This is a genomic window from Nostoc sp. C96 (assembly GCF_059384975.1).
The window spans coordinates 323,038-347,851 of record NZ_CM182020.1 but is presented as its reverse complement, the minus strand read 5'-3'; the positions used below and the strand labels follow the sequence as shown (position 1 = coordinate 347,851).

Genomic DNA, 24,814 nt, shown 5'->3' with positions numbered 1-24,814 from the left:
CTTGTAATTAAGAAGCTTGAGACTAAGCTTTAATGATTTAAACAATTCAACTATTACGGACTCACTAAAAAGCTGAAATTTAAGCTTCAATATCCCAAATATTGCATCTTAGAGGTGACAGATATGGCACTTATTCGTTGGGAACCATTTCGTGATATTGAACGCCTAGAACCATTCCGCGAAATAGAAACTCTACAACGGCGAATGAATCGTCTGTTTGATAGATTAGCTCCTACAGATGGTGGTGAAACAACAGCATTTAATTTTGTCCCTGCTGCTGAATTAGAAGAAACAGATGAAGCAATTCATCTGCGTCTAGAAGTACCTGGTTTAGAAGCAAAAGATATGAATGTAGAAGTTACACCAGAAGCCGTTTCTATTAGTGGTGAACGTAAATCTGAAACTAAAACAGAAGAAAAAGGCATAAGTCGTTCTGAATTCCGTTATGGCAGATTTCAAAGGATTATTCCGTTACCTTCTTTAGTTCAAAACGACAAAGTACAAGCTGAATATAAAGATGGGATTCTCCGTTTAACTTTGCCAAAATCTGAAGCGGAAAAACAAAAAGTTGTTAAGGTAAATCTCGGTTAATCTGCTAAAGAAACAGGCGGAAATTACCCATAAAGATTAGGGTGTAAGGCATAAGGTATAAAGTAAAATTCATACCTTATGCCTTACACCATTTGTTTAAACCAAAGATTTTTATAGTGTTATATATTTCTTAAGACTGAAATTGATCACATTTTTAGCTTTAGGGGGTAGATTGTGACAAATTTCGGTTTTTTCAGGGAAAAATCTCAAAAATTAAACCTCAAGGTAGATAGACAATTTAGTAATTCATATAACAATAAAGTGTGTAGTGTTTTTTCTGCTTACTCAAGGTAAATGCAGTATGTTATTCAAGCAGTGAAATCAAGCCAGACCACATTGCTTAGGCTAACAAAAGCCAGTAAACTGATGCGTGAATTGTGGCAGTTTACCCATAAGCAACTATTAACTGTGTTCATATTTGCATCTCTTATCGGCAATGGTAGAAAAAATCAGCATCAGCAATCAGATTTATTAGCGATCGCATCTACCCTCAAACTAATTACAGAAAAATATTGCCCTAGCTTCTACCAGCAATATTTTGCAACAGTGGAGGCAAAACCGTGACTCATCTAAGAAAGACAGATATTTCTGAAGATGTGTTTGCGGAAGGTGGAGAGATGGGTTCACTGATGCGATCGCTTGATTGGTCGCAAACGCTCTTAGGTTCCGCATCAACATGGGCGCAAAGTTTAAAAACAGCGGTAAGTATTATTTTGAATTCTCGTTACCCAATGTTTATCTGGTGGGGTAAAGAGTATGCGAATCTCTACAACGATGCTTATCGTCCGATTCTTGGTGCTAGTAAGCATCCGCAATTTTTAGGACAGTCTGCTAAAGATTGTTGGGCAGAAATTTGGGATGTTGTCGGGCCGTTAGCTGATAGCGTGATGAGTACAGGTCAGTCTACCTGGTCAGATAATCTGCAACTGATTATGGATCGCTATGGCTACCTAGAAGAAACTTACTTTACTTTTTCCTATAGCCCAATTCGAGATGAAACGGGGGGCGTGGGTGGAGTTTTTTGTGCAGTTATTGAAACTACAGAACAGGTAATTGGTGAACGTCGTCTCCGCACACTAAGAGAACTGGCTGCTAACACAGCAGCGACTAAAACAGTAGCCGCAGCTTACACTATTTTGGCAGAAACACTAGCTCAAAATTTGGCTGATATTCCCTTTGCTGTATTGTATCGAGTGGAATCAGGGGGTACACAAGCACGGTTGGTAGGTATATCTGGGATTACACCCGGAACTGGCGCAACTCCTGAGCAAATTGACTTAACCCAACCTCATGATCCTTGGGATTTAATCCAAGTTAAACAGACAAAGCAAGCTAAGTTAATTCAGAATTTACCTCCAGAAATTGGCATTAATTCTGCATCATCGGCTGTCGTTATGCCTATTGCCCAATCAGGTAAGGTAGAATTAGCCGCCATAGTTATATTAGGCATTAGTCGGCAACGAGCATTTAATGATGAATATGAAGGATTTTTTGATTTAGTCGCCAATAATATTGCTACAGCGATCGCCAATGCAGATGCTTACGAAGCAGAACGTCAACGTGCCGAAGCATTAGCAGAATTAGACAGGGCAAAAACAACATTTTTTAGTAATATTACTCATGAGTTTCGCACCCCCCTGGCTTTGATGCTAGGGCCATTAGAAGAAACTTTAGCAAATCCTAGTGGGCCTTTACCGAGCGATCGCCAAAAACTCGAAATTGCCCATCGTAATTCTCTCCGTTTACTCAAGCTAGTCAATACCCTACTAGATTTTTCCCGCATTGAAGCCGGGCGAATGCAAGCCCAATACCAGCCAACTGACCTCGCAATCTTAACCGCTGATTTGGCTGCGGTATTTCGGTCAGCAATTGAACAAGCCGGCATCCGTTATTTAGTCAACTGTTCCCCTTTGCCAGAAGCAATCTATATTGACCACCAAATGTGGGAAAAAATAGTCCTGAACTTGCTATCCAATGCTTTTAAATTTACCTTTACTGGGGAAATTTCTCTGGACTTGCGCTATTGCCAAGATCATATTGAACTGGAAGTGCGAGACACAGGTATAGGTATTCCCGCTGAAGAATTACCCCGCATATTTGAGCGATTTCATCGAGTTCCCGCCGCTAAAGGACGCACCTATGAAGGTTCTGGGATTGGGCTGTCTTTAATTCAAGAACTAGTCAAACTGCATCAAGGCACAACTACAGTTACTAGTATTGTTGATCGCGGCACCAGCTTTATTATCTCCATTCCTACAGGATGTGATCACTTACCAAGCGATCGCATCTCTGGCGTTACAAGCACATCCATCCTCTACCCAACAATTCAAGCCAGCACCACCTATATTGCCGAAGCACTACGCTGGCTACCAGAAGAAAGCAACAGAGACGAAGAATCAAGCCTATCACCTGTCACCTGTCACCTGTCACCTTTATCACCTTCATCTCCCCGCATTCTCTTAGTTGACGATAATGCAGATATGCGCGATTATGTGCAGCGTTTATTAAGTCTGCGATATGAAGTTGATACAGTAGGGGATGGAATAGCCGCTTTAGCATCTATTCGCCAAAAAATGCCTGATATTGTGCTGACAGACATTATGATGCCAAAACTCGATGGTTTTGGCTTATTACAAGAGCTAAGAGCCAATCCTGAAACTCAAACTTTGCCAGTAATTCTGCTTTCTGCTCGTGCCGAAGAAGAATCTTGTGTCACCGGATTAAACATCGGAGCAGACGATTATTTAATTAAACCTTTCTCTGTCAAGGAGCTATTAGCACGGGTAGATGCTAACCTGAAAATGGCAAAAATCCGCCAAGAACTTGCTGTCTACGAGCAGCGATTACGCCTGGAAGCGGAGACAGCCCGCAATCAAATTGCCACCATTCTCGAAAGTATTACTGATGCTTTTGTGGCTTTTGACCACGAATGGCGTTACACCTACGTCAATGAGCAAGCTACAAGGTTATTGCAGAAAACCCGCGAACAATTGCTAGGGAAGCACGTTTGGCAAGAAGTATTTCCTGAAATAGTCGGAATGCTAAGTTATCAAGAACTTCACCGGGCTATTAATCAACAAGTTGCTGTTGTCTTAGAGGAATTTATTGAGCCTATAGGTAAGTGGCTAGAAGTTCATGCTTATCCTTCACCTGATGGACTGGCTGTTTATTTCCGAGACATTACAGAACGTAAGCAATCAGAGTCAGCTTTGCGCCAAAGTGAGGAACGCTACCGTTCACTAGTGGCTGCAGCATCAGCAGTAGTTTGGATGACTAATCCTTTCGGTGAATTTATTAATGTCCAACCGTCTTGGGAAGAATACACAGGTCAAAGTTGGAATGATTATGCTGGCTGGGGTTGGCTGCAAATGATTCACCCAGAGGATCAAGAACAAGTTCAAAAACAATGGCAACAAGCACTGGCTGCGAAAACATTCTACGAAATAGAATCACGATTGTGGCATCATTCCACTGGTGAATATCGTTATATGATTGCTCGTGCTGTTCCCGTCCTGAATGGCGATGGTTCAGTCCGAGAATGGATTGGCACAAACACAGATATCAACGATGCCTATCAGCAAGCTACGCAACGCAAACAAGTTGAAGAAGAACGCAATAACTTACTTTATCGTGAGCAAGTCGCACGCGCCCAAGCAGAAGAAGCAAACCGAGTTAAGGATGAATTTTTAGCCATTCTGTCTCACGAACTGCGTTCACCGCTGAACCCCATCTTAGGTTGGTCAAGACTGCTGCAAACTCAAAAATTAAATGCAGCCAAAACTGCCGAGGCTCTAGCAACGATTGAACGTAATGCTAAATTACAAACTCAACTAATAGACGATTTGTTAGATGTCTCGCGGATATTACGCGGTAAACTCAACTTGAATGTAGCACCAGTTGATTTATCATTCATTATTGAGTCGGCAATAGAAACGATGCGAACTGCTGCTGTTGCTAAATCAATTGTGGTTCAAACTCAGTTAGAACAGCTAGGACAAGTTGCTGGCGACTCGGCGCGGTTACAACAGATAGTTTGGAATTTACTTTCCAATGCGATTAAGTTCACCCCAGATAATGGGCTTGTGTCAATTCAGTTACAACGAGTTGGCAAATATGCTCAAATTACTGTAAGTGATACTGGCAAAGGTATCGAGCCAGAGTTTTTACCGTTCGTTTTTGACTATTTTCGCCAAGCTGATGCTTCCATCACACGCAAATTTGGTGGTTTAGGGCTAGGACTGGCGATCGTGCGACACTTAGTCGAACTGCATGGGGGAACAGTGAATGTGACTAGTCCGGGTGAAGGATTAGGGTCAACTTTCACGGTAATGTTGCCCTTATTGCCTGTGCAGTCACAAAAGCAGCAAGACTCTCAATCTAGTAATCTGGTATTAGATTTGACGGGAGTGCGCGTTTTAGTTGTTGAGGATGATGAGGACTCCCGCGACTTTTTAGTGTTTGCATTAGAAGAATATGGTGCGACAGTTATGGCTGCTGCAAATGCAGCCACAGGCTTTGAAATATTGCCAGAATTTCAACCAGATGTGTTAATTAGTGATATTGGGATGCCTTTGGAAGATGGCTATAGTTTGATTCGCAGAATCCGAAGATGGGAAGCAGCACAGGGCAGAAAAATTCCGGCGATCGCACTTACCGCCTACGCTAAAAATGAAGACACTCAACAAGCCTTAGCCGCAGGTTTTCAAAAGCATCTTGCTAAACCAATAGAACCAGCACAGTTAGCCATTGCTGTTGTCAGCCTGCTAAGAGAGTTATGACTATTCGCACTTCACTGCAAGGAAACAAAAATAGCTATGAGAAAATAAAGAAGTTGGATTTTTTTCTCGGTTTTATGACAACAATAGACCTTTTTTCAACTCTAAGAAATTTACCTCGCCCAGAAAAATTGAAAGTTATGCAATTTCTAATTGCAGAGTTAGCGAAAGAAGAAGAGCCAACCTTACAAGCTGGAGCAACATACTCACTTTGGTCGCCCCTCAATTCACATGAAGCGGCTCATAAACTTAGCCAACTCTTAGAATCGGATCAATCGATACAAAATGCCTAAAGCCCAGCGATTTCACTTCATAGAAGGGTTTGATACCTTTGGTGTTCCTGATGCACTGCCCCAATTACCGTTAATTATGACCTATAGAGGTTCATCAGTTGAGGTTTCAGCACTTCTAGATACAGGTGCAAGCGTCAATGTCTTACCATATAGCGTTGGCATTCAGCTTGGGGCAATTTGGGAAGAGCAAACGACCTCTGTGATTCTCTCTGGCAACTTGGCTTCGACCGAAGCCAAGGGTTTATTAGTTTCTGCCCAGATTGGCAATTTTGCTCCAGTGCGGTTAGTCTTTGCATGGAGCTTGTCAGATGATGCACCTTTGCTATTGGGTCGAATGAATTTTTTCTGGGAATTTGATGTTTGTTTCTATCGTTCACAGCTTGCCTTTGAAATCTGTCCTAAAGCATAGATAGAAGCCTTTTATCTTGCTCAAGAATTGAGGCAGAATTTTGCGATAAAACTTGAATCCCGCGTATGTAAAAAAGTAAAAACTTACCCCCTACATACGCGTGAAACTGAAAAATTACACTGCTAACATTTCTGGTTCTGGCTGTGTTACAGATAAATTACCAAAAAAGTCGTAGTGATCTAAGGCTTCTAAAATCCCCCAAGCATAGCGTCCTTGAGCAAAGTAAATCTGGGGATAACCGCGTAACTTGTGGATTTCTTTGCTGTAATTCCCCACGACAACTGCCAAGGTATTCCCAGCCAGCATAGATTCATCATTACCTGATGCACCTGCTACTAAGAAACGCTTTACGGGTAATCCCCATTTTAAAGCTACATAGCGCAGAGCATCTCCCTTAGAAGCCCGGAATGGTAATAAATCAAGATACATATTATGGCTAAAAATGCCTTTGACGGGGAGTTGTTGTTGGCGCAGGTGGCGGATGATTTCGCGGAAATTGGGTGCTTTATCAGCATCAACAAAGTAGCTAATTTTAAATTTGCCTTGGGTGTCTGGGGGCTGTAATTCTATTCCAGAGATAGCTTTCATCGCTTCTCGAATTGCCGCAGGCTGCCAATTATAGCTGATGTGTTTTTGCCAACTTGTATCTGTAACGATTTGCGGGCCATAGTAGATTTCGCTCCCAGCTGAGGTAATTAGCAAATCTGGCATCGGAAATTCCCATTCCTCTAACATACTTAAGGTACTTTGGAGGTTGCGGCCTGTAGCAATACCAACACCCGTTGTATGTCCTTCGGCACGAATCCGCTGAATTAACTTGTGTAGTGCTTCTTGGTCGCCTAATAAAGTGTTATCAATTTCCGTAATCAGAAAGCGATCGGCGGTTGGTAAGTGGTTGGTTTCGGGGATTTTCCAGTCTGGGCGATCGCGTGTGGGAAATTCTCGCACTGGACTGAGTAAAGATTGAATCTTTTGTTGGGGAAATAGGCGCACTTTCTCTAGATATTGTTCTACATGACTTTCCCAAGAGAAATGCTTGCGTACATTACTTAAGCCTTTGCTAGACCAACGTTGCCATTGTTCCCTATTTGTCAAAGCATCACGCAGGGCATTTTGAATGTCTTCAATATTCAACGGGTCAATCAACACGCCATTTTCACAAGCACCAATAATATCTCGTGGCCCGCCATCAGATGTGGCAATAATTGGCACACCACAAGCAGTGGCTTCAATCAGCGTTAACCCAAATGGTTCTGTCAGTGCGGGATTAATAAACACGCCGCCAGTTTTCGCTGTCAAGCGATATAAATCAGGCACATCATCAGAATTATGGTGTTTGGGATAGGCTATGTGACCATAAAGATCATAGCGATCGATTAATTGAAAGATTTCTGTAAAAACTTGTCTTGGCCCAGATTCCATTGTTGAGATGTCGTCTCGTTGTCCTAGCACAACTACAAGATTAGCTAGATGACGCAGTTCGGAATCTTCTCCAAAAGCTTTAATCAAACGATTGACGTTTTTCCGCATCGCTGGTCGGGAAATTGCCATGATCATGGGCTTTTCCGGGTCTTTGAGGAATCGCTGTAATTGCTTATATATCGGCGGATTTGGCCAATTTTCTGGTGCAGGATAAAAATTTTCTAAAGTTACTCCAGGCGGGATGACCACCATTCTTTCTGGTTGATATTGGTCGTAAACGCTGTACTGTTCATCAATTTCTTGATGAGTACTGGCGATGACTAAGGCTGCACCGCCAAGGGTAATTTCTTCGGCTTCAATGCGAGTACTAATATGAAAGTGATCTTCAATCGCTTCGAGTTTGGTTCCTTGTTCTAATAATCTTTGCTGTTTGACTCGGCCGAGGGAATGCCCTGTATGTACAAGGGGTGTTCCTAGCCAACCAGCAACTCGACAACCGACATATCCCGCATCGGCGTAGTGAGTATGAATAACATTGGGAATTCTGCCAACTTTGCGAATATGTCTGAGTAATTCATCCGCAAAGGTATCTAAATGCGGCCAAAGAACTTCTTTGCGGAGATAGCGGCGTGGCCCACAAGCCAGGCGAATAATTTGGGCTTTGTCTGACAGCATTTCTACGGGTTTTGCGTAGTCTGAACTGACTTTTGGGTCGTCTACTAAACGCGTCACCAAGTCTACTCTTTCTACTTGGGGATTTTTTGCTAGTGTACAAGCAAGTTCGACTACATATTTTGTTTGTCCACCAGTGTCAGCATCTCTGCCTAATTCCAGGTTTTTACCTCTAATCAAACCGTGAACACTGACTAGTAGAATATACAACCCTGAATTATTTGATACCATGTCTTCCTCTGTGGTTGATTGTAGATAGGTAATGCTATAGTTCGCCTGATGAATGTTGAATTTGTAGGGAGAGTTAAAGACAGAACATCTATCATTAGCATTAGGTAGCCTTAATCAAAGATGTCATACTTATTTTCCCTGGGTGTGGACTGATAATTAAAAAAATTAACTACCAAAAGAAAGGGATTTTGTTACTTTGCCGAAATTGTCGCCAAATGACTTGCCAAAAATGAGAATTAGTGTCTAATTTTATGGATAATTTAGTATGAATGATGACAAAATTAGGCAGTGAAATATGATCTGTCATGGTTAAATCGACAAATGGGATTATGTCTCAGAAAATAATTAACTTCCTGAACGATCGCTAAAAATTTACGGCGTAAAAACAGTATGGTAGTTTGTATTTTTCTCACACAGATCATACGATGAGAAAATTTTGTTGTCTTCTCCTTTATGGAAGATTCAGTTAAGAAAACAGATAATCATTTTTGATAAAAATCATCCCAAAATATCTATGTCTTGGTCTTCTACCCTATCCCAACTGCTGCAAGTGATCTCGGCACAATCTAGCAACTTATCGGCAACTGCTTTAGCACAAGTGAGCAGCGGCATCCAAACTGATACGCGAATTATTCAGCCAGGAGAGGTATTTCTGGCTTTACGTGGAGAAAATTTTGATGGACATGATTTTATTCCCACAGCGATCGCTAAAGGTGCATTAGCAGCAATTGTGGATTTTGACTACGAAAATTCTCAATTTCCGGTGTTGCAGGTGAAAAACACTCTCGCAGCTTATCAACAAATTGCTAGATGGTGGCGCGATCACTTTGATATCCCAGTGATTGGGGTAACAGGTTCTGTGGGTAAAACTACAACCAAAGAATTAATCACAGCGGTTTTATCTACCCAAGGTAGAGTTCACAAGACTTACGGAAATTTTAATAATGAAATTGGTGTACCGAAAACTCTGCTGGAACTGGATGCAGAACATAATTTTGCTGTGATTGAAATGGCGATGCGGGGTAGAGGACAAATTGCTGAACTAACACACATTGTTCGGCCGACGATTGGGGTAATTACTAATGTTGGGACGGCGCATATTGAGTTGCTGGGTTCAGAAACAGCGATCGCTGAGGCAAAATGTGAATTATTAGCTGAAATGCCTCAAGATGGTGTAGCAATACTCAATCACGACAATCCTTTATTAATCGCCACAGCTAAAAAAATTTGGTCGGGTGAAGTTTTAACTTATGGTTTATCTGGCGGTGATATCTCAGGTACTTTAATTGATAGTGAAACAATAGAAGTTGCCGGCATAAAACTACCTTTACCGCTGGCTGGTCGTCATAATGCGACGAATTTTTTAGCCGCTTTAGCTGTCGCCAAGGTATTGGGAATTGATTGGTCAACTTTAACTGATGGTGTCACAGTGGATATGCCCACCGGGCGATCGCAACGTTATGCTTTACCCAATGATGTTGTCATTTTAGATGAAACTTATAATGCTGCACCAGAAGCAATGTTAGCCGCCTTGCAGTTATTGGCTGATACTCCCGGAAAACGCAAAATTGCCGTATTGGGAGCTATGAAAGAATTAGGAGAGCGATCGCCACAATTACACCAAAAAGTCGGTGAAACCGTCCGCCACTTGAATTTGGACGGGTTGCTAGTTTTGGTAGACGGACAAGATGCAGTAGCGATCGCTCAAAGTGCTGAAGGTGTACCCTCAGAGTGCTTTGCGAGTCACGGCGATTTAGTAGCGCGACTCAAAACATTTATTCAAGCAGGCGATCGGATTTTATTTAAAGCGGCTCATTCTGTAGGTTTAGATCGCGTTGTCAATCAATTGCGAGCAGAATTTACGGCAAAATGCTGAGTCAATCAATTTTGGATTTTAGATTTTGGATTTTAGATGAAGATAATCTTACTAAGCTACTGTGCTTACAAGTTGCACAATTGAAATTTTGGGGAAAAACTTCAAACCCTCTCCCCTGCTCCCCTGCCCCCCTGCGGTCTCAACCAGCAAATTAAGTGGTTAACAGCTTATCTAATATCTCCTATCTTCTAATTGAATTGAAATAACTTAAAAGGAGTAGGTCTACCAACACCATAACCTTGGGCATAATTTACCCCAAGGTTTTGAATTACTTTTAAAATGTCGTTGTTTTCCACAAACTCGGCAATAGTTTGAATTCCCATAACTTGACCAATTTTATTAATAGCATCTACCATTGCTAAATCAATTGGTTCTTCTACAATATGCTTCACAAAACTGCCGTCAATTTTTAAATAATCGACTGGTAAATTTTTGAGATAAGCAAAGGAAGACATCCCACTACCAAAATCATCCAAGGCAAAGCAACAACCAAAGTCCTTGAGTGCGCGAATAAATCCCGCTGCTTTACCTAAGTTTTTGATAGCCACAGTTTCGGTAATTTCAAAGCAAATAGCTGCGGGTGGAATTTGGTGTAATGTGAACTGGTCGCAGATAAAATCAATAAATTGCTCATCGTTAATACTAGCGCCAGAAAGATTGATGGTGTATAAACAACCACGAGAGTATTTTAGTAATGGACAATAATGTTGTTGAAAATCTACACATTGACCTAGATGAGTAAAAAAGGTGTGAATTACCCAACGGTCAATAGTTTGCATCAAATTATAGCGTTCAGCCGCAGGAATAAACGCCATTGGTGAGACTAACTTACCCGTTTCATCAATCAGTCTTAAGAGAATTTCGTAATGTTCTGTTTCGCAGTCGTTTCTAGTAACGGGAACAATGGACTGGTAATAAAGCCGAAAACGATTGTCTTCTAATGCTTGGGTAATTCTGCCTACCCATTGCATTTCACCATACTGTCTTGCCAATTCCAGATCATCAGCTTGATAAATATGTACACGATTACGCCCTTGATTTTTTGCCACATAACAAGCTGCATCAGCAGCACTTAAGGCACTATTCATATTTGGCGTATCAGCGTTGATAGCAACTAAGCCAATGCTGATGCTGAGATTGAAAACTTTATCCTGTTTCCAGACAAAGCGAAACTTTTGCGTGTTTTCTCGGATGATATTAGCCTTGAATACGGCTGCTTCTAGAGAACAGTTGTTAAATATAATGCCAAATTCATCTCCTCCTAAACGTGCAAGCGTTTCACAGGAAGGGATATGGCTTTGAAACAAATTAGCAATTTCACATAATAGTTCATCGCCAGCAATGTGTCCGCAAGTATCATTGATAACTTTGAATTGGTCTAAATCTAAATAGCATAATGCGTGTTGTTCTGTACCAGTATGAGCGTTGCTAACGGCCTGTGCTAGACGATTTTCAAACTCTCTTCGGTTTACCAGTCCTGTCAAACTATCATGCTTGGCTTGCCAGGATAATAAACGTGCCATGTTGCGGCTTTGGGTAACGTCGTGAAACACCAGCACTACACCAACAATATCGCCGTCTCTGGTACGAATTGGCGCAGCGGAGTCTTCAATCGACAATTCTCTACCATTGCGGGTAATCAGCACTGTATGATTGGCTAAAGCAACAATCATGCCAGAATCTAAGACTTGTTCAACTGGATTTTCTGCGGCTTCGCGGGTATTTTCATGAATAATCTGAAAAACTTCTGTTAATGGCAAACCCATTGCCTCACTTAGACTCCAACCAGTGAGTATCTCGGCAACTGGGTTGATATATTTAATCAAACCTCTAGCATCAGTAGTAATTACTCCATCCCCAATTGATTGCAATGTCACTAAAGCTAGTTCTTTTTCTTGAAAAAGAGCTTGTTCGATCATTTGGCGTTCGCCAATTTCTGTTTGTAACTGCTCTAGCGCCTTTAATAACTCGCTTGTGCGAAGCATCACTCTTTTTTCGAGTTCTTCATTGGCTTTTTGCAGTGCTATTTGCGATCGCCTTCGCTGATGATCAATAACGTTAAGCGATCGGGCATTCCGCCAAATCAACACCGCAAAGACAATAATATTCAAAACACTTAAAATACACAGTCCAAATTCCGCCGTATAAATCTCCATTCGATACCCATAGAGAACTAGCCAGCAGATGGCTGGCGGAAAGATAATTGCTGCTGGTAATAAATTCCTCGCCATCATCCCACCTGCATGTTTACTAGTGACTACAATCATTAACCCACGGTTTGGACAGGCAAACAAAATGCCACAGATGAGTAAAATCAATGCAACGGCTGTATGTATCGCTATTGATGTTAAGGAACCAAATTTATAGAAATAAGCATTACCATATACGTAGCCTAATAGCCCCATACTGGCAATAAAAAATGCCACTAGTGCAAATGACTGCGCTAAAAAATACTTGGGTTGCGCCAGACTCAACAGCAGTAGGCTCAAGCCCAACAACAAAAAAATAACAGCTGTATGAACAGCCATCCGACCAGGCGCAACATCACCTAAAGGGTCAATGCTGGTTTTAAATAAAATTTGATCAATCCCAAAGTCTAAGTTGAAGGCATATTGCATCAGTGTTAACAAACTAATTACTAACACTAAGAAGGCGCAGACTTGAGCCGCAGGCCGCGTTATGTAAGTTTTCCATTGCCAATGCCACAGCCATAAAGATGTTCCGCCTAAAATTAAACAGATAGCGGTGTTGACTTTCATTGCTACCCATCCCGGCACAACGCTCTTAAGAACTGTAATATCTTTCATCCATCCCATAAGGACAACACAGCCGATCAAAACGACGGCAATACTAGTTTTTTGTGAATAAAATTGGCATAAAGCATGAAGAGAAGAAGACTGATAACGAGACTGAAGATGATTAATAGTCATAGCTTATAACTCATAACTAGCAAATATCATGATATTTGCTAGTTTTACATGAAATTATATACATAAAAGTATAAAAATCTTGAAGCTAATATGAGCCTTTACTTCAAAAAATAGGTGTTTTTTGAGATTCTATCTGAGAGAGAGTATTAAATCGTGTGAACTCTATTCAAAAATAAAATCCGCTTTAGCGAACTAACTATTTAACAATAAGGGCTAATTATTGCTTGTCTGGACAATAAATGTGTCATATTAAGTCCGACTAAACACTTGTCATTACGAGTGCAGAAGAGTAATCACCGAATCCAAGCGATTGTGTCGTTCCAACTTGGTTATACTTGCGGCGGACATACCATCAGTAATTTGCTTGGTATGATATTAGACGACATTTTATTTTTTCTCAATTGAGCCGATATAGCAATATTTATCAATTATTTTTAGACATAATTAATGTAATATTTTCGGCTATTATCTGTGTTTGAAATAATAACAATTTATTTCAAAAAAAAAGTCCGCATTGGCGGACTTCGGACATTGGATAAGGTTAGGTTTTCACCAAGATCGCTTACTCTTTATGAGAGTTATATTTATTCTTATCTACGTCATCTGAAAAATCAAGGCTGATCCAGAAACTGTTTAGACATAAGTCCTGAGATTTGGTCTGCGGATAATTTGCCAAAACTTAGACATTTCTCAACTGGGCATTCACTTCTATGTTCTAGTTTAATTGCGATTTTGGCTGAAAATACTCACTCTACATATAGTTTATCAATGAAATTCAAGGACGATAGTTGAGCATTAATTAATCAATAATTTTCTGCATTTTGCTGGTGAATTTATGTGATTATCTACCGCGATCGCGTTCTAAATCTTCAATCACTTTTTGTAGATACCATTCATCTGGTTTTCCTGGATAATAATCTTGTTTTTGGTCAATTAATCGTTGAGCAATTTCCCAATAACCGCCAACTAAGCGCAAAAGTTTTTGGCGTAATAAGTTATACTTTTGCTTTTTCGATTCAGGATAAGTTGTCTGGATTTTTTGTAGGCTATTTAAAACTTGTTGGTAATTATCCCAATCTTCTTGTTCGCAAAAAATACTAGCTGCACGTTGATAATCTTCAACAGCGCTTTGCATTTCTTCAATTAATGTATAAGCAATGCCACGATTGTAGTAAGCTTGGGCATCATCAGATTTAATTTGTAGCGCTTGCGTATAATCTTGAATTGCACCAAGATAATTACCCATTGCTCGATAGACATTACCTCTAGCAACATATATCAAAGCATCTTGGGGTTGCATTAGCATTGCTTGATTAAAATCTGCGATCGCACCTTGATGATCTCCCAACAAAGCACGGGCTTTACCTCGGTTGCGATAGACGATAGCATCTTGAAACTTGAGTAACAGTGCTTGGTTAAAATCTGCGATCGCCTCGCGGTAATTCCCCATTTTGCAACGCACTACACCCCGACAGCAATAAGCTTGAGCATCTTGAGGATCTGCTTGTAAAACCCAGTTTAAATCTGCGATCGCTTCTCGTGTATCTCCCTTTTCGGCTTTGTCTAATAGTTGCGTAAAATAATCTTTGGTAGAGATGATAGGTGTAGTTGTAGAATTTTGTGGTTGTACGGCTACTTTAGTTGGAGGTTGTAACTGTTTAATCTGTGCTAGACAGAGACGACAATTTTCTTTATCTTTTTGTTGTAAATATAATTCTGCAGCTTGTTTCAAACTAGCGATCGCATCTTGAATGAATCCCTGTTTGCGGCGTACGATTCCCCGCAAATTATAAGCTGCTGCATAATTACCACGCAGATTAATCGCCCGTTCCACATCATCCAACGCGCCAGATAAATTTTTCAGTGCCACTCGCGCCAATGCACGACTATAGTAAGCTTCAACAAATTTAGCATCAATTTTTAGTGCTTCGGTATAATCAGAAACTGCCGAAAGAATTTGTCCTGAATCATAATACGCCAATCCTCTTTGCAAATACGCCTCAGCATCGAATGGCATTAGCTGTATTACTTGGCTAAAATTTGCGATCGCCCCAGCATAATCTTTTTGTTTAGCTTTTTCTAACCCCTGTAAGTAGAGTTCGTGATTACTCATAATTGATAATTTATAGGTGTATGTTGCAATCTGCCCACCGTAACTTCTATCTTGCACCATATTCAAAGCTGCGTTGCGGATAAATGATGAATTTAAATATCAAAGTGCTGGTACAAAAGAAATGCAGCAGAAAACATCTCTGTCTGTCTGCTGCTACCAAATATGAGGCTGAGTCACTTTTTACATCCGAGTCATAACGGCTACTTTGGTCAACTTATCTTTTTCCAGTCCCTGTAGTTCATCAAGATGCAGCCAACCCTCTTTGATCAACCTAGCAAAGACAAAGATGAGAACTGAATATCTGTATTCGTATTTACCATCTATTTCATGCCTTCTGGCACTTAAGAAATCGTGTAACTGCCACATTTCATCAGCCTGTGTCATCTTACTGGATCTTTGCCGGACTTCTTGGATTACCGCTTCAATTTCTCGCTGATATGCTTTTTCAAAAGCGTGTTTAGCTATTTCTTCCTCGGTCTTAGACCATTCAACTTCACTCACTTGCATTCCGAACCTTAAAATTTATACGTTTAATTGTTTTATCAATGGGCGATTTGCTGCAAAAAATAGGAGCGCCCTTGACTAGAGAGCGCTCACACAATCATTCAAGGTATAGCTATTAGCTGGTACTTCTTCTAGCGAACTAAATTTAATAGTTCTTTAGGAGATGCCAGCAAATCAATTGCCACAAAGAAAATTTTACCTTTAGGATTAATTAAAAATCGCCAAGCCATATTCATCCCAACACCAGCACCAAACCAAGGAGTTTGGACTTTACCAGTAACTTTTATTTGGGTGTAACCTTCTTCTGCTGGTTCAGAAACGCCTCGTTCTGGAAGCAATTTGAGGTTTTGGCATTCTTCATTAAAAAATCGCAGGATAGCGTCTCTACCCACGATTGGTCTTTGGAAAGGTGGTTGCAAAGCTGCATCAGGCGCGAATAGCTCAATTAATGCCCCAAAATCATTGGCATTAAGGTTGTCCATATAACTCAGCACTGTTTCATTTGTAATGCCTTCAATGGTGACTTGAGTGCGTTGCGACACATCTTTAGGTGTAACAACAGGTTCAGAGACTCTGGTATAGTCGCCCAACTTGTTGGGATCAAATCCCATATCAACTACAGAATTGCGTAAGACAGTAATTTGTTGTCCCTGATCCAGTTCTCTAACTGCTTGCAGTACTGCTGAAGCATTGGCAGAAAGCTGATAACCAGCAGGAATTGGAGCGACGATACCTTGATCCATCCATACTCCAAGTTGATACCAGAACCCTAGTTTGATATTTGCCGACCAAGTAGCATAGGTACGACAAATAGGTGTATCAGCATTGTTGGCTAGATCGCACATCACCTGACTTTGCTCAGGAAAACTCATTTCCCGAATTTGATTAAGAGTTGCTTCGGCAAACTGCATACGAGCAGCGCCTGGAGCAGCAACAGTGATTGTTTTACCCATCTCTAAATAAGCAAACCAAGTCCATGCCAACTGATCTTCCGCACTGAGTTGCTTAAATCTAGCAATTGTGGCTGGTACTGCATCGGCAGATAGGGTTTCTGGGAAAATACCACGAGCCGAGTCAATTGTAATTGGCATATTTACACACCTAACTTTAAATTGTATTTAGAATTAGCAAAAGGACGTGGGCGTGAGCGTTGAGACGTTCAAGCTTCCGCGACCTGTTACAAAAATATCACATAATTTAACAAAAGTTAATAATTTTTAACTGGATGGCAAAATATACCTCCTCAATGTTTGGAGGTAGTCAAGCAAGACTTATGTAGTGATAACTAATACAAATAGGGTGTAAGGCCATTAACCACCTACACCCCTACCCTCATACCAATTCTTGATGAAGCTGCGCTAAATCAGGGTTCCAGAATAAAGTCGTCAGAGGTGAGAGAGGCAATCATGGAAATACCATTTTTGCGGGATAATGAATGAAAAATTGCTGACAAATAATCAAGAATTATTTGTAAATAATTTAGCAAATCTGCAAGCTTGACAAGTAAGGACGTATGCAAGTTGGCGAATATGCTCAACTACTCAATTAATCATTGCAGATTGTCCTTGATGTGCCAGCCGAAATTAAAAAATTGCCAAAGCCTTAACTATCCCACACAACAGTTGCGCTGCTGACTCTCATGAGTAATAAACCAAAAATAATTGTTTTAGATGATGACCCTACAGGTTCGCAAACAGTCCACAGTTGCTTGCTGCTAATGCACTGGGATGTGGATACTTTACGCATCGGGTTGCGTGATGATTCACCGATTTTTTTTGTCCTGACTAATACCCGTGCATTACCGCCAGAGTCAGCCGCAGCAGTCACCAAAGAAGTTTGTCAAAATTTAAAACAAGCAATAGCGGCTGAAGGAATTAGCGATTTTTTGCTTGTGAGTCGTTCTGATTCTACATTACGTGGGCATTATCCCATTGAAACGGATGCGATCGCCACTGAACTCGGCTCTTTTGATGCTCATTTTCTCGTCCCGGCGTTTTTTGAAGGTGGACGCATCACCCGCGACAGCATCCATTACTTAATTATTGATGGTGTACCAACCCCAGTAGAGAAAACTGAGTTTGCCCGTGATTCCGTATTTGCATATCATCACAGTTATTTACCCAAATACGTCGAAGAAAAAACTCAAGGTCGCATAAGTGAAGAGTCTGTCACCAGATTTTTACTGTCTGATATTCGTGCTGGTAGCTTAGAAAGATTACTCAAACTCACAGGTAATCAATGTGCTGTGGTTGATGGCGAAACTCAAGCCGACCTCGATATTTTCGCCAAAGATTTATTAGCCGCAGCCAGCCAAGGTAAACGCTTTTTATTTCGCAGCGCCGCCAGCATCTTAACAGCTTTAGCAGCATTACCGCCCCAACCCATTCCTGCCGAAAACATGGCAAAATATGTGCGGCAAGGCAAACCTGGCGCAGTTATTGTCGGTTCCCATGTCAAAAAGACAACGCAGCAGTTAAACGCATTGTTGGAAACAGAAGGGACAGCGGGAATTGAAGTTGATGTTCAGCGATTACTCAATCAAGAAGAAAATTCAGCTACTATACTGCTCACCGAAACATTAGCAAATATTCAGACTGTTTATAACGCGGGTAAAACGCCAGTTATTTATACTAGCCGTCAAGAACTCACTTTTAATGATGTGAAAACACGGCTTGATTTTGGCATTCAAGTTTCCAGTTTATTGATGGATATTGTGCAGGGTTTACCTGCTGATATTGGCTTTTTAATTAGCAAAGGTGGGATTACATCAAATGATGTCTTGAGTACAGGCTTGGCTTTAACAACAGCGCGATTATTAGGACAAATTTTAGCTGGTTGTTCGATGGTAATAACACCTGCTAACCATCCTCAATTCCCCAATTTACCAGTAGTATTATTTCCCGGTAATGTTGGTGATGCTCATGCTTTAGCAACAGTTTACCAACGATTAACTAAAGAATTATGAAGTGTAAAGTCTGAAGTCTGAAAGTTTGGAGAGTTTTGCGCCTGCAAATATCATTTGTTATTGAATGTTGATAAAAACTATTGACCATTGACTGACCCTTGACTAATGACAATCCGCAAAAAAAAGTGCAATATGTATGCCTAATAGCTGTCTAGGTCACTAGTTAAGAATAATAAATCAGGGTTGATACAAAATGTTTGTTCTGAAATACTTCAGAAACATGAGTTCAGTGAAATCCTCAAAAGTTCTGAGCCGCAGTTGTTGGTGCATCCCACGGGAGGTAACAGAAGCGTTTACAGCACTTAGTTCTCATAACTTTCTTGGGTGAGAATGTTGTTCCGTTGTGTAACTAATTTAAGATAAGTAATTACCCGGAGTTTCCATTGTGTTTATGGCTGGTGCTGCATGACTTCTGATTTTGCTATCCCTAATCCAGAGTCAAATTCTGCACTTCCTGATGCAGAGTCTATCTCTCATCTATCTGATGTAGATGTAAATTCCAATGTTTTTCATATTGAGTCGAATTCCACCGTTTCTGAGCCAGATCCTCATTCTGTCATTCCAGATACGGAATTATCATCTGTTCTCCTTTATTTAAAATCAAATTCTCCGCCTTTAGTGTTAAATCCAGATTCTGTCCCACAAGAATTAGAGTCAACTGCTCCGCTTCAGGATGTAGAGTTAAATTCTGCTTCTAGAGAATTGGAGTTAAATTTGGCTAAGGACTTAGAACCCAATCCTGAAGCCTCAAAGACAGAAGCGAGTTCCACTCTTTGGGATGTGACAGAAGCCGAAGTAGATAATCGACTCAAAAATATCCAAGTTCAGTTCAAACATGAAGCTGGAAAACTGTTAGTTATCTTACCAACAGAATCTCAATTGCCAGCATCAGAACTAGCTTGGGCTGATATTTGGCAACAGTTGAAGTTGCGATTAAATGCAGGCGATCGCTTAAGGATACCAAATACACCTGTACATTTGATAGCCTATGACCGCTTGTTAGACAGCAGACAACTGCAAGATTTAGCCGATAGCTTTAGCGAAGTGCAACTCCAGCTAAAATGTGTCGCTACGAGTCGGCGACAAACTGCGATCGCCGCTGTCACATCAGGGTATTCTGTAGAACAACTACAGCCACAAACCTCCCTCAGTTCCGAAGCTCAAATAACTACAACAAGCCAAGCAGACGCACTCTATCTCGAAATGACTGTCCGTTCAGGAGTCGAAATTCGTCATCCCGGAACAGTAATTTTGCTAGGAGATGTCAATCCAGGTGGTATCGTAGTGGCAGAAGGAGATATTTTAGTCTGGGGGCGTTTACGTGGAATTGCTCATGCTGGCGCTGGGGGGAACCGCGAGTGCTTAATTATGGCTTTGCAAATGGAACCTACTCAATTGCGAATCGCCGATGCTGTAGCCAGAGCGCCTGAAAAGCTACCATCGCAATTTTCTCCCGAAGTGGCACATATCACGCCCCAAGGAATTCGCATCGCTAGGGCTACTGATTTTTCTAGAAATCAATTAGCTAGGATAAATCAAGTACCATAAATAACTATTATAATTCCTGAACCCTCATCGCTCGCAACTCTGAACATGACTCGCATTATTGTGATTACCTCCGGTAAAGGAGGGGTGGGTAAAACTACAGTGTCAGCAAACCTAGGTATGGCCCTCGCTAAATTGGGTCGTCAAATTGCCTTGGTTGATGCAGATTTTGGTTTAAGAAATTTGGACTTGCTGTTAGGACTCGAAAACCGCATTGTCTATACAGCCGTAGAAGTTCTCTCCAGAGAGTGTCGGTTAGAACAAGCGTTAGTCAAAGACAAACGCCAAACTAACCTTGTACTTCTACCAGCAGCCCAAAATCGTTCCAAAGATGCAGTCACCCCCGAACAAATGAAATTATTGGTGAATGCACTGGCGCAAAAATATCAGTATGTCATTATTGATAGTCCGGCGGGGATTGAAAACGGATTTAAAAATGCGATCGCCCCAGCCAAAGAAGCCTTAATTGTCACTACTCCAGAAATCTCCGCAGTTCGAGATGCCGACCGGGTAGTTGGGTTACTAGAAGCACAAGGTGTTAAGCGTGTACACTTAATAATAAACCGCATCAGACCAGCAATGGTACGGGCAAATGATATGATGTCTGTTCAAGATGTTCAAGAACTGCTTGCAATCCCATTGATTGGCGTGATCCCTGACGATGAGCGTGTAATTGTCTCGACCAATCGCGGCGAACCCTTGGTATTAGGGGATACTCCCTCTTTAGCTGCTATAGCTGTGGAAAATATTGCTCGGAGATTAGAAGGAGAAACAGTCGAATTCTTGGATCTCGACGCGCCCCCAGATAACATCTTCGCCCGTTTGCGGAAGTTGTTGTGGACAAAGATTGTTTAATGTTTCAGTCTCCTGAGATCTATTAACAACAATGATCATTGAACTTATCGAACGACTTTTTTCTCGACCTCCTGAAAACAGTCGCAATCAAGTTAAACGCCGCCTACAAGTAGTCATAGCTCACGATCGCGCTGACTTAGATGCTCAGACGTTAGAAAAAATGCGTCAAGAAATTCTCGATATCGTCTGTCGCTACGTGGAAATCGAAACTGATGGCTTGGAGTTCACATTAGAAAGCAACCAAAGAACAACAGCTTTGATTGCTAATTTACCCATTCGGCGGGTGAAAGATTCTATGTCTCTTTTGGAAAGTGGTGATAAATCACAGTAGTTGACAAAACTATATTTTTTCACGAGTTAGTACTGAGATAAATCTCAATTACTGTGAATTTTTGGTGAGCAAAATCTATTTAAAAAATAAATTTATTTGCTATGAGTTGAAGAAAAAGTCAGAATTCAGCAGTCAGAATCAAGAGTGTTGAGAATTCAGATGATGCACTGAAGAAAGACTAGTGACAAATGTGCGTCCATACTATCTATTTTGGGCAAACTAAACTAGCCAAATACTCAGATAAGTCATGATATCACTACCATTTGCCCACAAATTCTCTTTGAGCTTGCTAGTTTGCACTGCTTTACTCACTACTTGTCAAGTGTCTCAAGCATCAACTCCATCAAATTCTCAAACACCTGCGGCGAAAGAAAGCAAAATTATCGGGGGTGCAATTGATTGCGACAATGATGGGCGACAAAATGACTCACGCATTGATGATGATGGTGATGGTATTCCCGATAGATGTGTAATTGATACTTCTGCAAACGCACAACAGGAAATTAAGACAGAAAGTACTAAAGAAATTTTTGATACGCTAATGCAGGCTTTAACTGAAATGACTGAAGGTTGTGATGAAGCAACAAAAGTTAGAGCAGGCGTTAGTTATAGAATTTGTACTATCAATAATCAACCTGTCGCCGCTTCTGAAGCACTTTTAGAAGTAGGAGACGGGGTAGGTTTCTGGTTTAAAAATAACAAAGTCGTAGCTATCAGATATTTCCACTCAGGAGAAACTTTTTTCTTCGATAATGAAACATTAATTGCTAAATTTTCTGACGACGAGAAACTACAAAGCAACTTCACAAATGAAGAACGTCGGGAAGCTGAGAATTTAGCAAAAGAAGGCTACCAAACAATTTTTCAAGTTTTTGCAAAGTCAGCTAAATAATTTCTTAGAGAAATTAGTCTGTTGAATTTTCACAGTAGGCGTTGCTGATTTTAGAGACGAAAAAACCTCTGAAAGTTTAACTTTCGGATGTTGTTTATCACACTTTCAGCAACGCTGACTATTTGGCCTATAATTGGACGCGATCGCTCGCGCCTCTATTCAGCCTTATACTGCTTCTGTATTCTTTTCTCCAGTCCGAATCCGCACAACTTGTTCAACAGGAGAGATGAAGATTTTACCATCCCCAATTTCTCCTGTGCGGGCAGCAGAAATAATTTTGTCTACCACCATATCAACCTGATTATCTTCAACGACAATTTCTACTTTCAGTTTTTGCAGAAACTCCACAGTGTATTCAGAACCACGATAGCGTTCTGTTTGTCCCTTCTGCCGTCCAAAACCGCGCACTTCCGAAACCGTCATTCCCACGATACCAGCATTAACCAAAGCAATCTTCACTTCGTCAAGCTTAAATGGGCGAATAATTGCTTCTACTTTTTTCATGTATTTGACTCCTAAATTTTAATAGGTTTGTTTATCTATCTAACCAGATCAACCGTGTGACATTATTACCAATAACGCGATTACAAAAACATAATGTAATAATTGCAACTTTTTTTAAAGTGTTTAGTTTTTGTCTATGCAGTTTTGGCATCACAGATTGATGACTCAAAGAGGTAAGAGAGAAACATACTTTATTTAACTTAAAAATAGAAAGCTTCTACATTTAAGTATATTTGTTAACAATTTACAGCAAAATTAGTTACTCTGATGTGCAAACAGGGGACGCACAATTAAATACCCAGCACCAAAAGCAGTCAACATAACTAATAAAATCGTAATCACTAACCCCCAACCATTGATTTCCTTCTTTTTTGCTTCCATCGAAGGATAATAATTAACAGCCTGCTCTTCTATAAAGATTGTTTCTGGGATGTGAGAACTTATTTCTACTACAGGTACAGAAAAATCTGGGCGGCGCTTAGTTTTAGGTGTTTCCGGTGGACGCGTCCGCGCTGAGGGCGAACGAGGACGTGCTTCTTTTTTGGGCTGTTTGGCAATATTTTTCACTTCGCCACTAGCACGGGGATGAGAGTTACTATCCTTGCTTTCTGGACTACGGAAATCAACTAGCTTTTGCAAGTTGGCGACAGACTGTAAAACTTTGGTAATTTCTTGTCGCAAAAATTGATTTTCTTGCGTTAATTGCTGATTTTTTGCGGTGAGTGCATCTACTTTTGCCTGAGTCGCTTCTAACTCTGCTGCCAATTCCCGATATACGTACAGTGGCACAGAGGAAGGATGATTTTGAGAAGCGGGCCTTGTTGCAGAGTGGCTATGAACAGCTGCTGTGGTTGTTCGCATCGGTGAATTGGTATCAAAAGTTAAGGTAATGGAATTTTACAGAGAGGCTATGAAAAATTGCTATATCTGAAACTATGCCCAAGAATAATAGATAAATGCCGAGATAGCAAAGATTTTTTTTGGTCGAGTTAATACCTAAAAATTGCTAAAATCAGCAACTAATAACTTACAATATTCCACTAAGCACAGGTCAATTTCGTAACAAAGGAAAAAAGTGTCCTACAGGGCCTTGACCTTTGCCAATACTGAGTGAGTAAACCAGAGCAGTTGTAACATACTCTTTTGCTTGTTTGACAGATGTTAACAAATCCTTGCCGATCGCCAGATTAGCGGCGATCGCAGCTGATAATGTACAACCAGTACCGTGGGTATTTTGCGTGTCTACTTGCTGTGTTGTCAAGATTTCCAAACGGTTGCCATCAAACCAAATATCAACACCACGGGCATTTCCCTGCATCCCGCCACCTTTGACTAAAACAGTCTTTGCCTTTAAATTGCGGTGAATCATTTGCGCTGCTGCCCTCATATCATCCAGAGAATTAATCGGGAAACCACTTAAAATCTGTGCTTCATAGCGGTTGGGGGTGATAATAGCCGCCTGGGGAATTAACTGCTGGCGTAGCGTCTTAATCGCATCATCATCAATTAACTGCGCCCCTGTACGGGATACCATCACCGGGTCAACCACTAAATTATTTATTTCTAAAGTCTCCACTTGCTGGGCTACAGCAGCAATAATTTCTGGATTCAGCAACATTCCCGTTTTTGCTGCTTGTACACCAATATCCTCCACAACCGCTTGCATTTGGGCTACAACTGCCTCTGATGGCATTGCATCAACTCGCACCACTCCCAAGGTATTTTGTGCCGTCACGCAGGTTACAGCGCTAGTACCGTGGACACAGTGAAAAGCAAACGTACGTAAATCAGCTTGTATTCCCGCACCACCACCACTATCAGAACCAGCAATAGTTAGAGCAACAGGGATTTTTGATGTTGTTTCAACGTTCATAAGGGAAGGGAGGGAGAAAAAAGTATGAAGTTT

At 41.0% G+C, this 24,814-nt stretch carries 19 protein-coding genes; 11 read left to right on the top strand and 8 right to left on the bottom strand.

Annotated features, from left to right (window positions below; all coding sequences use genetic code 11):
• The first annotated feature begins 123 nt into the window (after positions 1-123).
• From AC504W_RS01410 to AC504W_RS01390, 5 genes are all read left to right on the top strand, one after another.
• Positions 124-591, top strand: coding sequence for an Hsp20/alpha crystallin family protein (locus AC504W_RS01410; protein ID WP_494875880.1), 468 nt, complete (start codon positions 124-126; stop codon positions 589-591).
• A 366-nt stretch (positions 592-957) separates the two neighbouring features.
• Complete coding sequence (locus tag AC504W_RS01405; protein WP_494875879.1) at positions 958-1,155, top strand: hypothetical protein; 198 nt, start codon at positions 958-960, stop codon at positions 1,153-1,155.
• Between the two features lie 53 nt (positions 1,156-1,208).
• Entirely contained in the window at positions 1,209-5,369 is a 4,161-nt protein-coding gene (locus tag AC504W_RS01400) for an ATP-binding protein (RefSeq protein ID WP_494878811.1), read from the top strand.
• Entirely contained in the window at positions 5,366-5,659 is a 294-nt protein-coding gene (locus AC504W_RS01395) for a hypothetical protein (protein ID WP_494875877.1), read from the top strand. The genes AC504W_RS01400 and AC504W_RS01395 overlap by 4 nt, the downstream gene beginning before the upstream one ends.
• Complete coding sequence (locus AC504W_RS01390; protein ID WP_494875876.1) at positions 5,652-6,068, top strand: aspartyl protease family protein; 417 nt, start codon at positions 5,652-5,654, stop codon at positions 6,066-6,068. The genes AC504W_RS01395 and AC504W_RS01390 overlap by 8 nt, the downstream gene beginning before the upstream one ends.
• 114 nt (positions 6,069-6,182) lie before the next feature.
• Here the strand turns inward: AC504W_RS01390 and AC504W_RS01385 are convergent, their stop codons facing one another.
• Positions 6,183-8,393: an HAD-IIB family hydrolase gene (locus AC504W_RS01385; protein WP_494875875.1), complete on the bottom strand. Its 2,211-nt coding sequence runs from the start codon at positions 8,391-8,393 to the stop codon at positions 6,183-6,185.
• Positions 8,394-8,907: 514 nt separating this feature from the next.
• Between AC504W_RS01385 and AC504W_RS01380 the strand changes: the two genes are divergently transcribed.
• A complete protein-coding gene (locus tag AC504W_RS01380) occupies positions 8,908-10,269 on the top strand; it encodes a UDP-N-acetylmuramoyl-tripeptide--D-alanyl-D-alanine ligase (RefSeq protein WP_494875874.1) in 1,362 nt (453 codons plus the stop codon).
• A gap of 188 nt (positions 10,270-10,457) precedes the next feature.
• On the opposite strand, the gene AC504W_RS01375 is transcribed toward AC504W_RS01380, so the two are convergent.
• The 4 genes from AC504W_RS01375 to AC504W_RS01360 form a co-directional block, all read right to left on the bottom strand.
• Positions 10,458-13,199, bottom strand: a complete 2,742-nt coding sequence (locus tag AC504W_RS01375; RefSeq protein WP_494875873.1) for an EAL domain-containing protein — start codon at positions 13,197-13,199, stop codon at positions 10,458-10,460.
• 841 nt (positions 13,200-14,040) lie between these two features.
• Entirely contained in the window at positions 14,041-15,312 is a 1,272-nt protein-coding gene (locus tag AC504W_RS01370; RefSeq protein ID WP_494878809.1) for a tetratricopeptide repeat protein, read from the bottom strand.
• Positions 15,313-15,492: 180 nt separating this feature from the next.
• Positions 15,493-15,819 carry a fluorescence recovery protein gene (gene frp, locus AC504W_RS01365; RefSeq protein WP_494875871.1) on the bottom strand — a complete coding sequence of 109 codons (327 nt, stop codon included), beginning with the start codon at positions 15,817-15,819 and terminating at the stop codon, positions 15,493-15,495.
• 128 nt (positions 15,820-15,947) lie between these two features.
• Positions 15,948-16,907, bottom strand: a complete 960-nt coding sequence (locus AC504W_RS01360; protein WP_494875869.1) for an orange carotenoid-binding protein — start codon at positions 16,905-16,907, stop codon at positions 15,948-15,950.
• A gap of 548 nt (positions 16,908-17,455) precedes the next feature.
• On the opposite strand from AC504W_RS01360, the gene AC504W_RS01355 reads away from it, so the two are divergent.
• From AC504W_RS01355 to AC504W_RS01335, 5 genes are all read left to right on the top strand, one after another.
• Positions 17,456-18,781: a four-carbon acid sugar kinase family protein gene (locus AC504W_RS01355; protein ID WP_494875867.1), complete on the top strand. Its 1,326-nt coding sequence runs from the start codon at positions 17,456-17,458 to the stop codon at positions 18,779-18,781.
• A 405-nt stretch (positions 18,782-19,186) separates the two neighbouring features.
• A complete protein-coding gene (gene minC / locus AC504W_RS01350; protein ID WP_494875866.1) occupies positions 19,187-20,329 on the top strand; it encodes a septum site-determining protein MinC in 1,143 nt (380 codons plus the stop codon).
• A gap of 45 nt (positions 20,330-20,374) precedes the next feature.
• Entirely contained in the window at positions 20,375-21,181 is an 807-nt protein-coding gene (minD, locus tag AC504W_RS01345) for a septum site-determining protein MinD (RefSeq protein ID WP_015111215.1), read from the top strand.
• A 31-nt stretch (positions 21,182-21,212) separates the two neighbouring features.
• Positions 21,213-21,512 carry a cell division topological specificity factor MinE gene (gene minE / locus AC504W_RS01340; protein ID WP_015111216.1) on the top strand — a complete coding sequence of 100 codons (300 nt, stop codon included), beginning with the start codon at positions 21,213-21,215 and terminating at the stop codon, positions 21,510-21,512.
• A 247-nt stretch (positions 21,513-21,759) separates the two neighbouring features.
• Positions 21,760-22,404, top strand: a complete 645-nt coding sequence (locus AC504W_RS01335) for a hypothetical protein (RefSeq protein WP_494875865.1) — start codon at positions 21,760-21,762, stop codon at positions 22,402-22,404.
• A gap of 165 nt (positions 22,405-22,569) precedes the next feature.
• Here AC504W_RS01335 and AC504W_RS01330 read toward each other — a convergent pair whose 3' ends face one another.
• The 3 genes from AC504W_RS01330 to thiD all read right to left on the bottom strand — a co-directional run bounded on the left by AC504W_RS01330 (position 22,570) and on the right by thiD (position 24,781).
• Positions 22,570-22,908 carry a P-II family nitrogen regulator gene (locus AC504W_RS01330; RefSeq protein WP_015111218.1) on the bottom strand — a complete coding sequence of 113 codons (339 nt, stop codon included), beginning with the start codon at positions 22,906-22,908 and terminating at the stop codon, positions 22,570-22,572.
• A gap of 255 nt (positions 22,909-23,163) precedes the next feature.
• Positions 23,164-23,769, bottom strand: a complete 606-nt coding sequence (locus AC504W_RS01325) for a hypothetical protein (RefSeq protein ID WP_096582492.1) — start codon at positions 23,767-23,769, stop codon at positions 23,164-23,166.
• Positions 23,770-23,959: 190 nt separating this feature from the next.
• On the bottom strand, positions 23,960-24,781 hold the full coding sequence (gene thiD / locus AC504W_RS01320; RefSeq protein ID WP_494875864.1) for a bifunctional hydroxymethylpyrimidine kinase/phosphomethylpyrimidine kinase: 822 nt from the start codon (positions 24,779-24,781) through the stop codon (positions 23,960-23,962).
• Positions 24,782-24,814 lie beyond the last annotated feature (33 nt).

Excerpts from the sequence above, each read along its gene's own strand:
- AC504W_RS01410 (WP_494875880.1), top strand. The coding sequence starts at position 124 with ATGGCACTTATTCGTTGGGAACCATTTCGTGATATTGAACGCCTAGAA.
- AC504W_RS01405 (WP_494875879.1), top strand. The coding sequence starts at position 958 with ATGCGTGAATTGTGGCAGTTTACCCATAAGCAACTATTAACTGTGTTC.
- AC504W_RS01400 (WP_494878811.1), top strand. The coding sequence starts at position 1,209 with ATGGGTTCACTGATGCGATCGCTTGATTGGTCGCAAACGCTCTTAGGT.
- AC504W_RS01395 (WP_494875877.1), top strand. The coding sequence starts at position 5,366 with ATGACTATTCGCACTTCACTGCAAGGAAACAAAAATAGCTATGAGAAA.
- AC504W_RS01390 (WP_494875876.1), top strand. The coding sequence starts at position 5,652 with ATGCCTAAAGCCCAGCGATTTCACTTCATAGAAGGGTTTGATACCTTT.
- AC504W_RS01385 (WP_494875875.1), bottom strand. The coding sequence starts at position 8,393 with ATGGTATCAAATAATTCAGGGTTGTATATTCTACTAGTCAGTGTTCAC.
- AC504W_RS01380 (WP_494875874.1), top strand. The coding sequence starts at position 8,908 with ATGTCTTGGTCTTCTACCCTATCCCAACTGCTGCAAGTGATCTCGGCA.
- AC504W_RS01375 (WP_494875873.1), bottom strand. The coding sequence starts at position 13,199 with ATGACTATTAATCATCTTCAGTCTCGTTATCAGTCTTCTTCTCTTCAT.
- AC504W_RS01370 (WP_494878809.1), bottom strand. The coding sequence starts at position 15,312 with ATGAGTAATCACGAACTCTACTTACAGGGGTTAGAAAAAGCTAAACAA.
- frp (WP_494875871.1), bottom strand. The coding sequence starts at position 15,819 with ATGCAAGTGAGTGAAGTTGAATGGTCTAAGACCGAGGAAGAAATAGCT.
- AC504W_RS01360 (WP_494875869.1), bottom strand. The coding sequence starts at position 16,907 with ATGCCAATTACAATTGACTCGGCTCGTGGTATTTTCCCAGAAACCCTA.
- AC504W_RS01355 (WP_494875867.1), top strand. The coding sequence starts at position 17,456 with ATGAGTAATAAACCAAAAATAATTGTTTTAGATGATGACCCTACAGGT.
- minC (WP_494875866.1), top strand. The coding sequence starts at position 19,187 with ATGACTTCTGATTTTGCTATCCCTAATCCAGAGTCAAATTCTGCACTT.
- minD (WP_015111215.1), top strand. The coding sequence starts at position 20,375 with ATGACTCGCATTATTGTGATTACCTCCGGTAAAGGAGGGGTGGGTAAA.
- minE (WP_015111216.1), top strand. The coding sequence starts at position 21,213 with ATGATCATTGAACTTATCGAACGACTTTTTTCTCGACCTCCTGAAAAC.
- AC504W_RS01335 (WP_494875865.1), top strand. The coding sequence starts at position 21,760 with ATGATATCACTACCATTTGCCCACAAATTCTCTTTGAGCTTGCTAGTT.
- AC504W_RS01330 (WP_015111218.1), bottom strand. The coding sequence starts at position 22,908 with ATGAAAAAAGTAGAAGCAATTATTCGCCCATTTAAGCTTGACGAAGTG.
- AC504W_RS01325 (WP_096582492.1), bottom strand. The coding sequence starts at position 23,769 with ATGCGAACAACCACAGCAGCTGTTCATAGCCACTCTGCAACAAGGCCC.
- thiD (WP_494875864.1), bottom strand. The coding sequence starts at position 24,781 with ATGAACGTTGAAACAACATCAAAAATCCCTGTTGCTCTAACTATTGCT.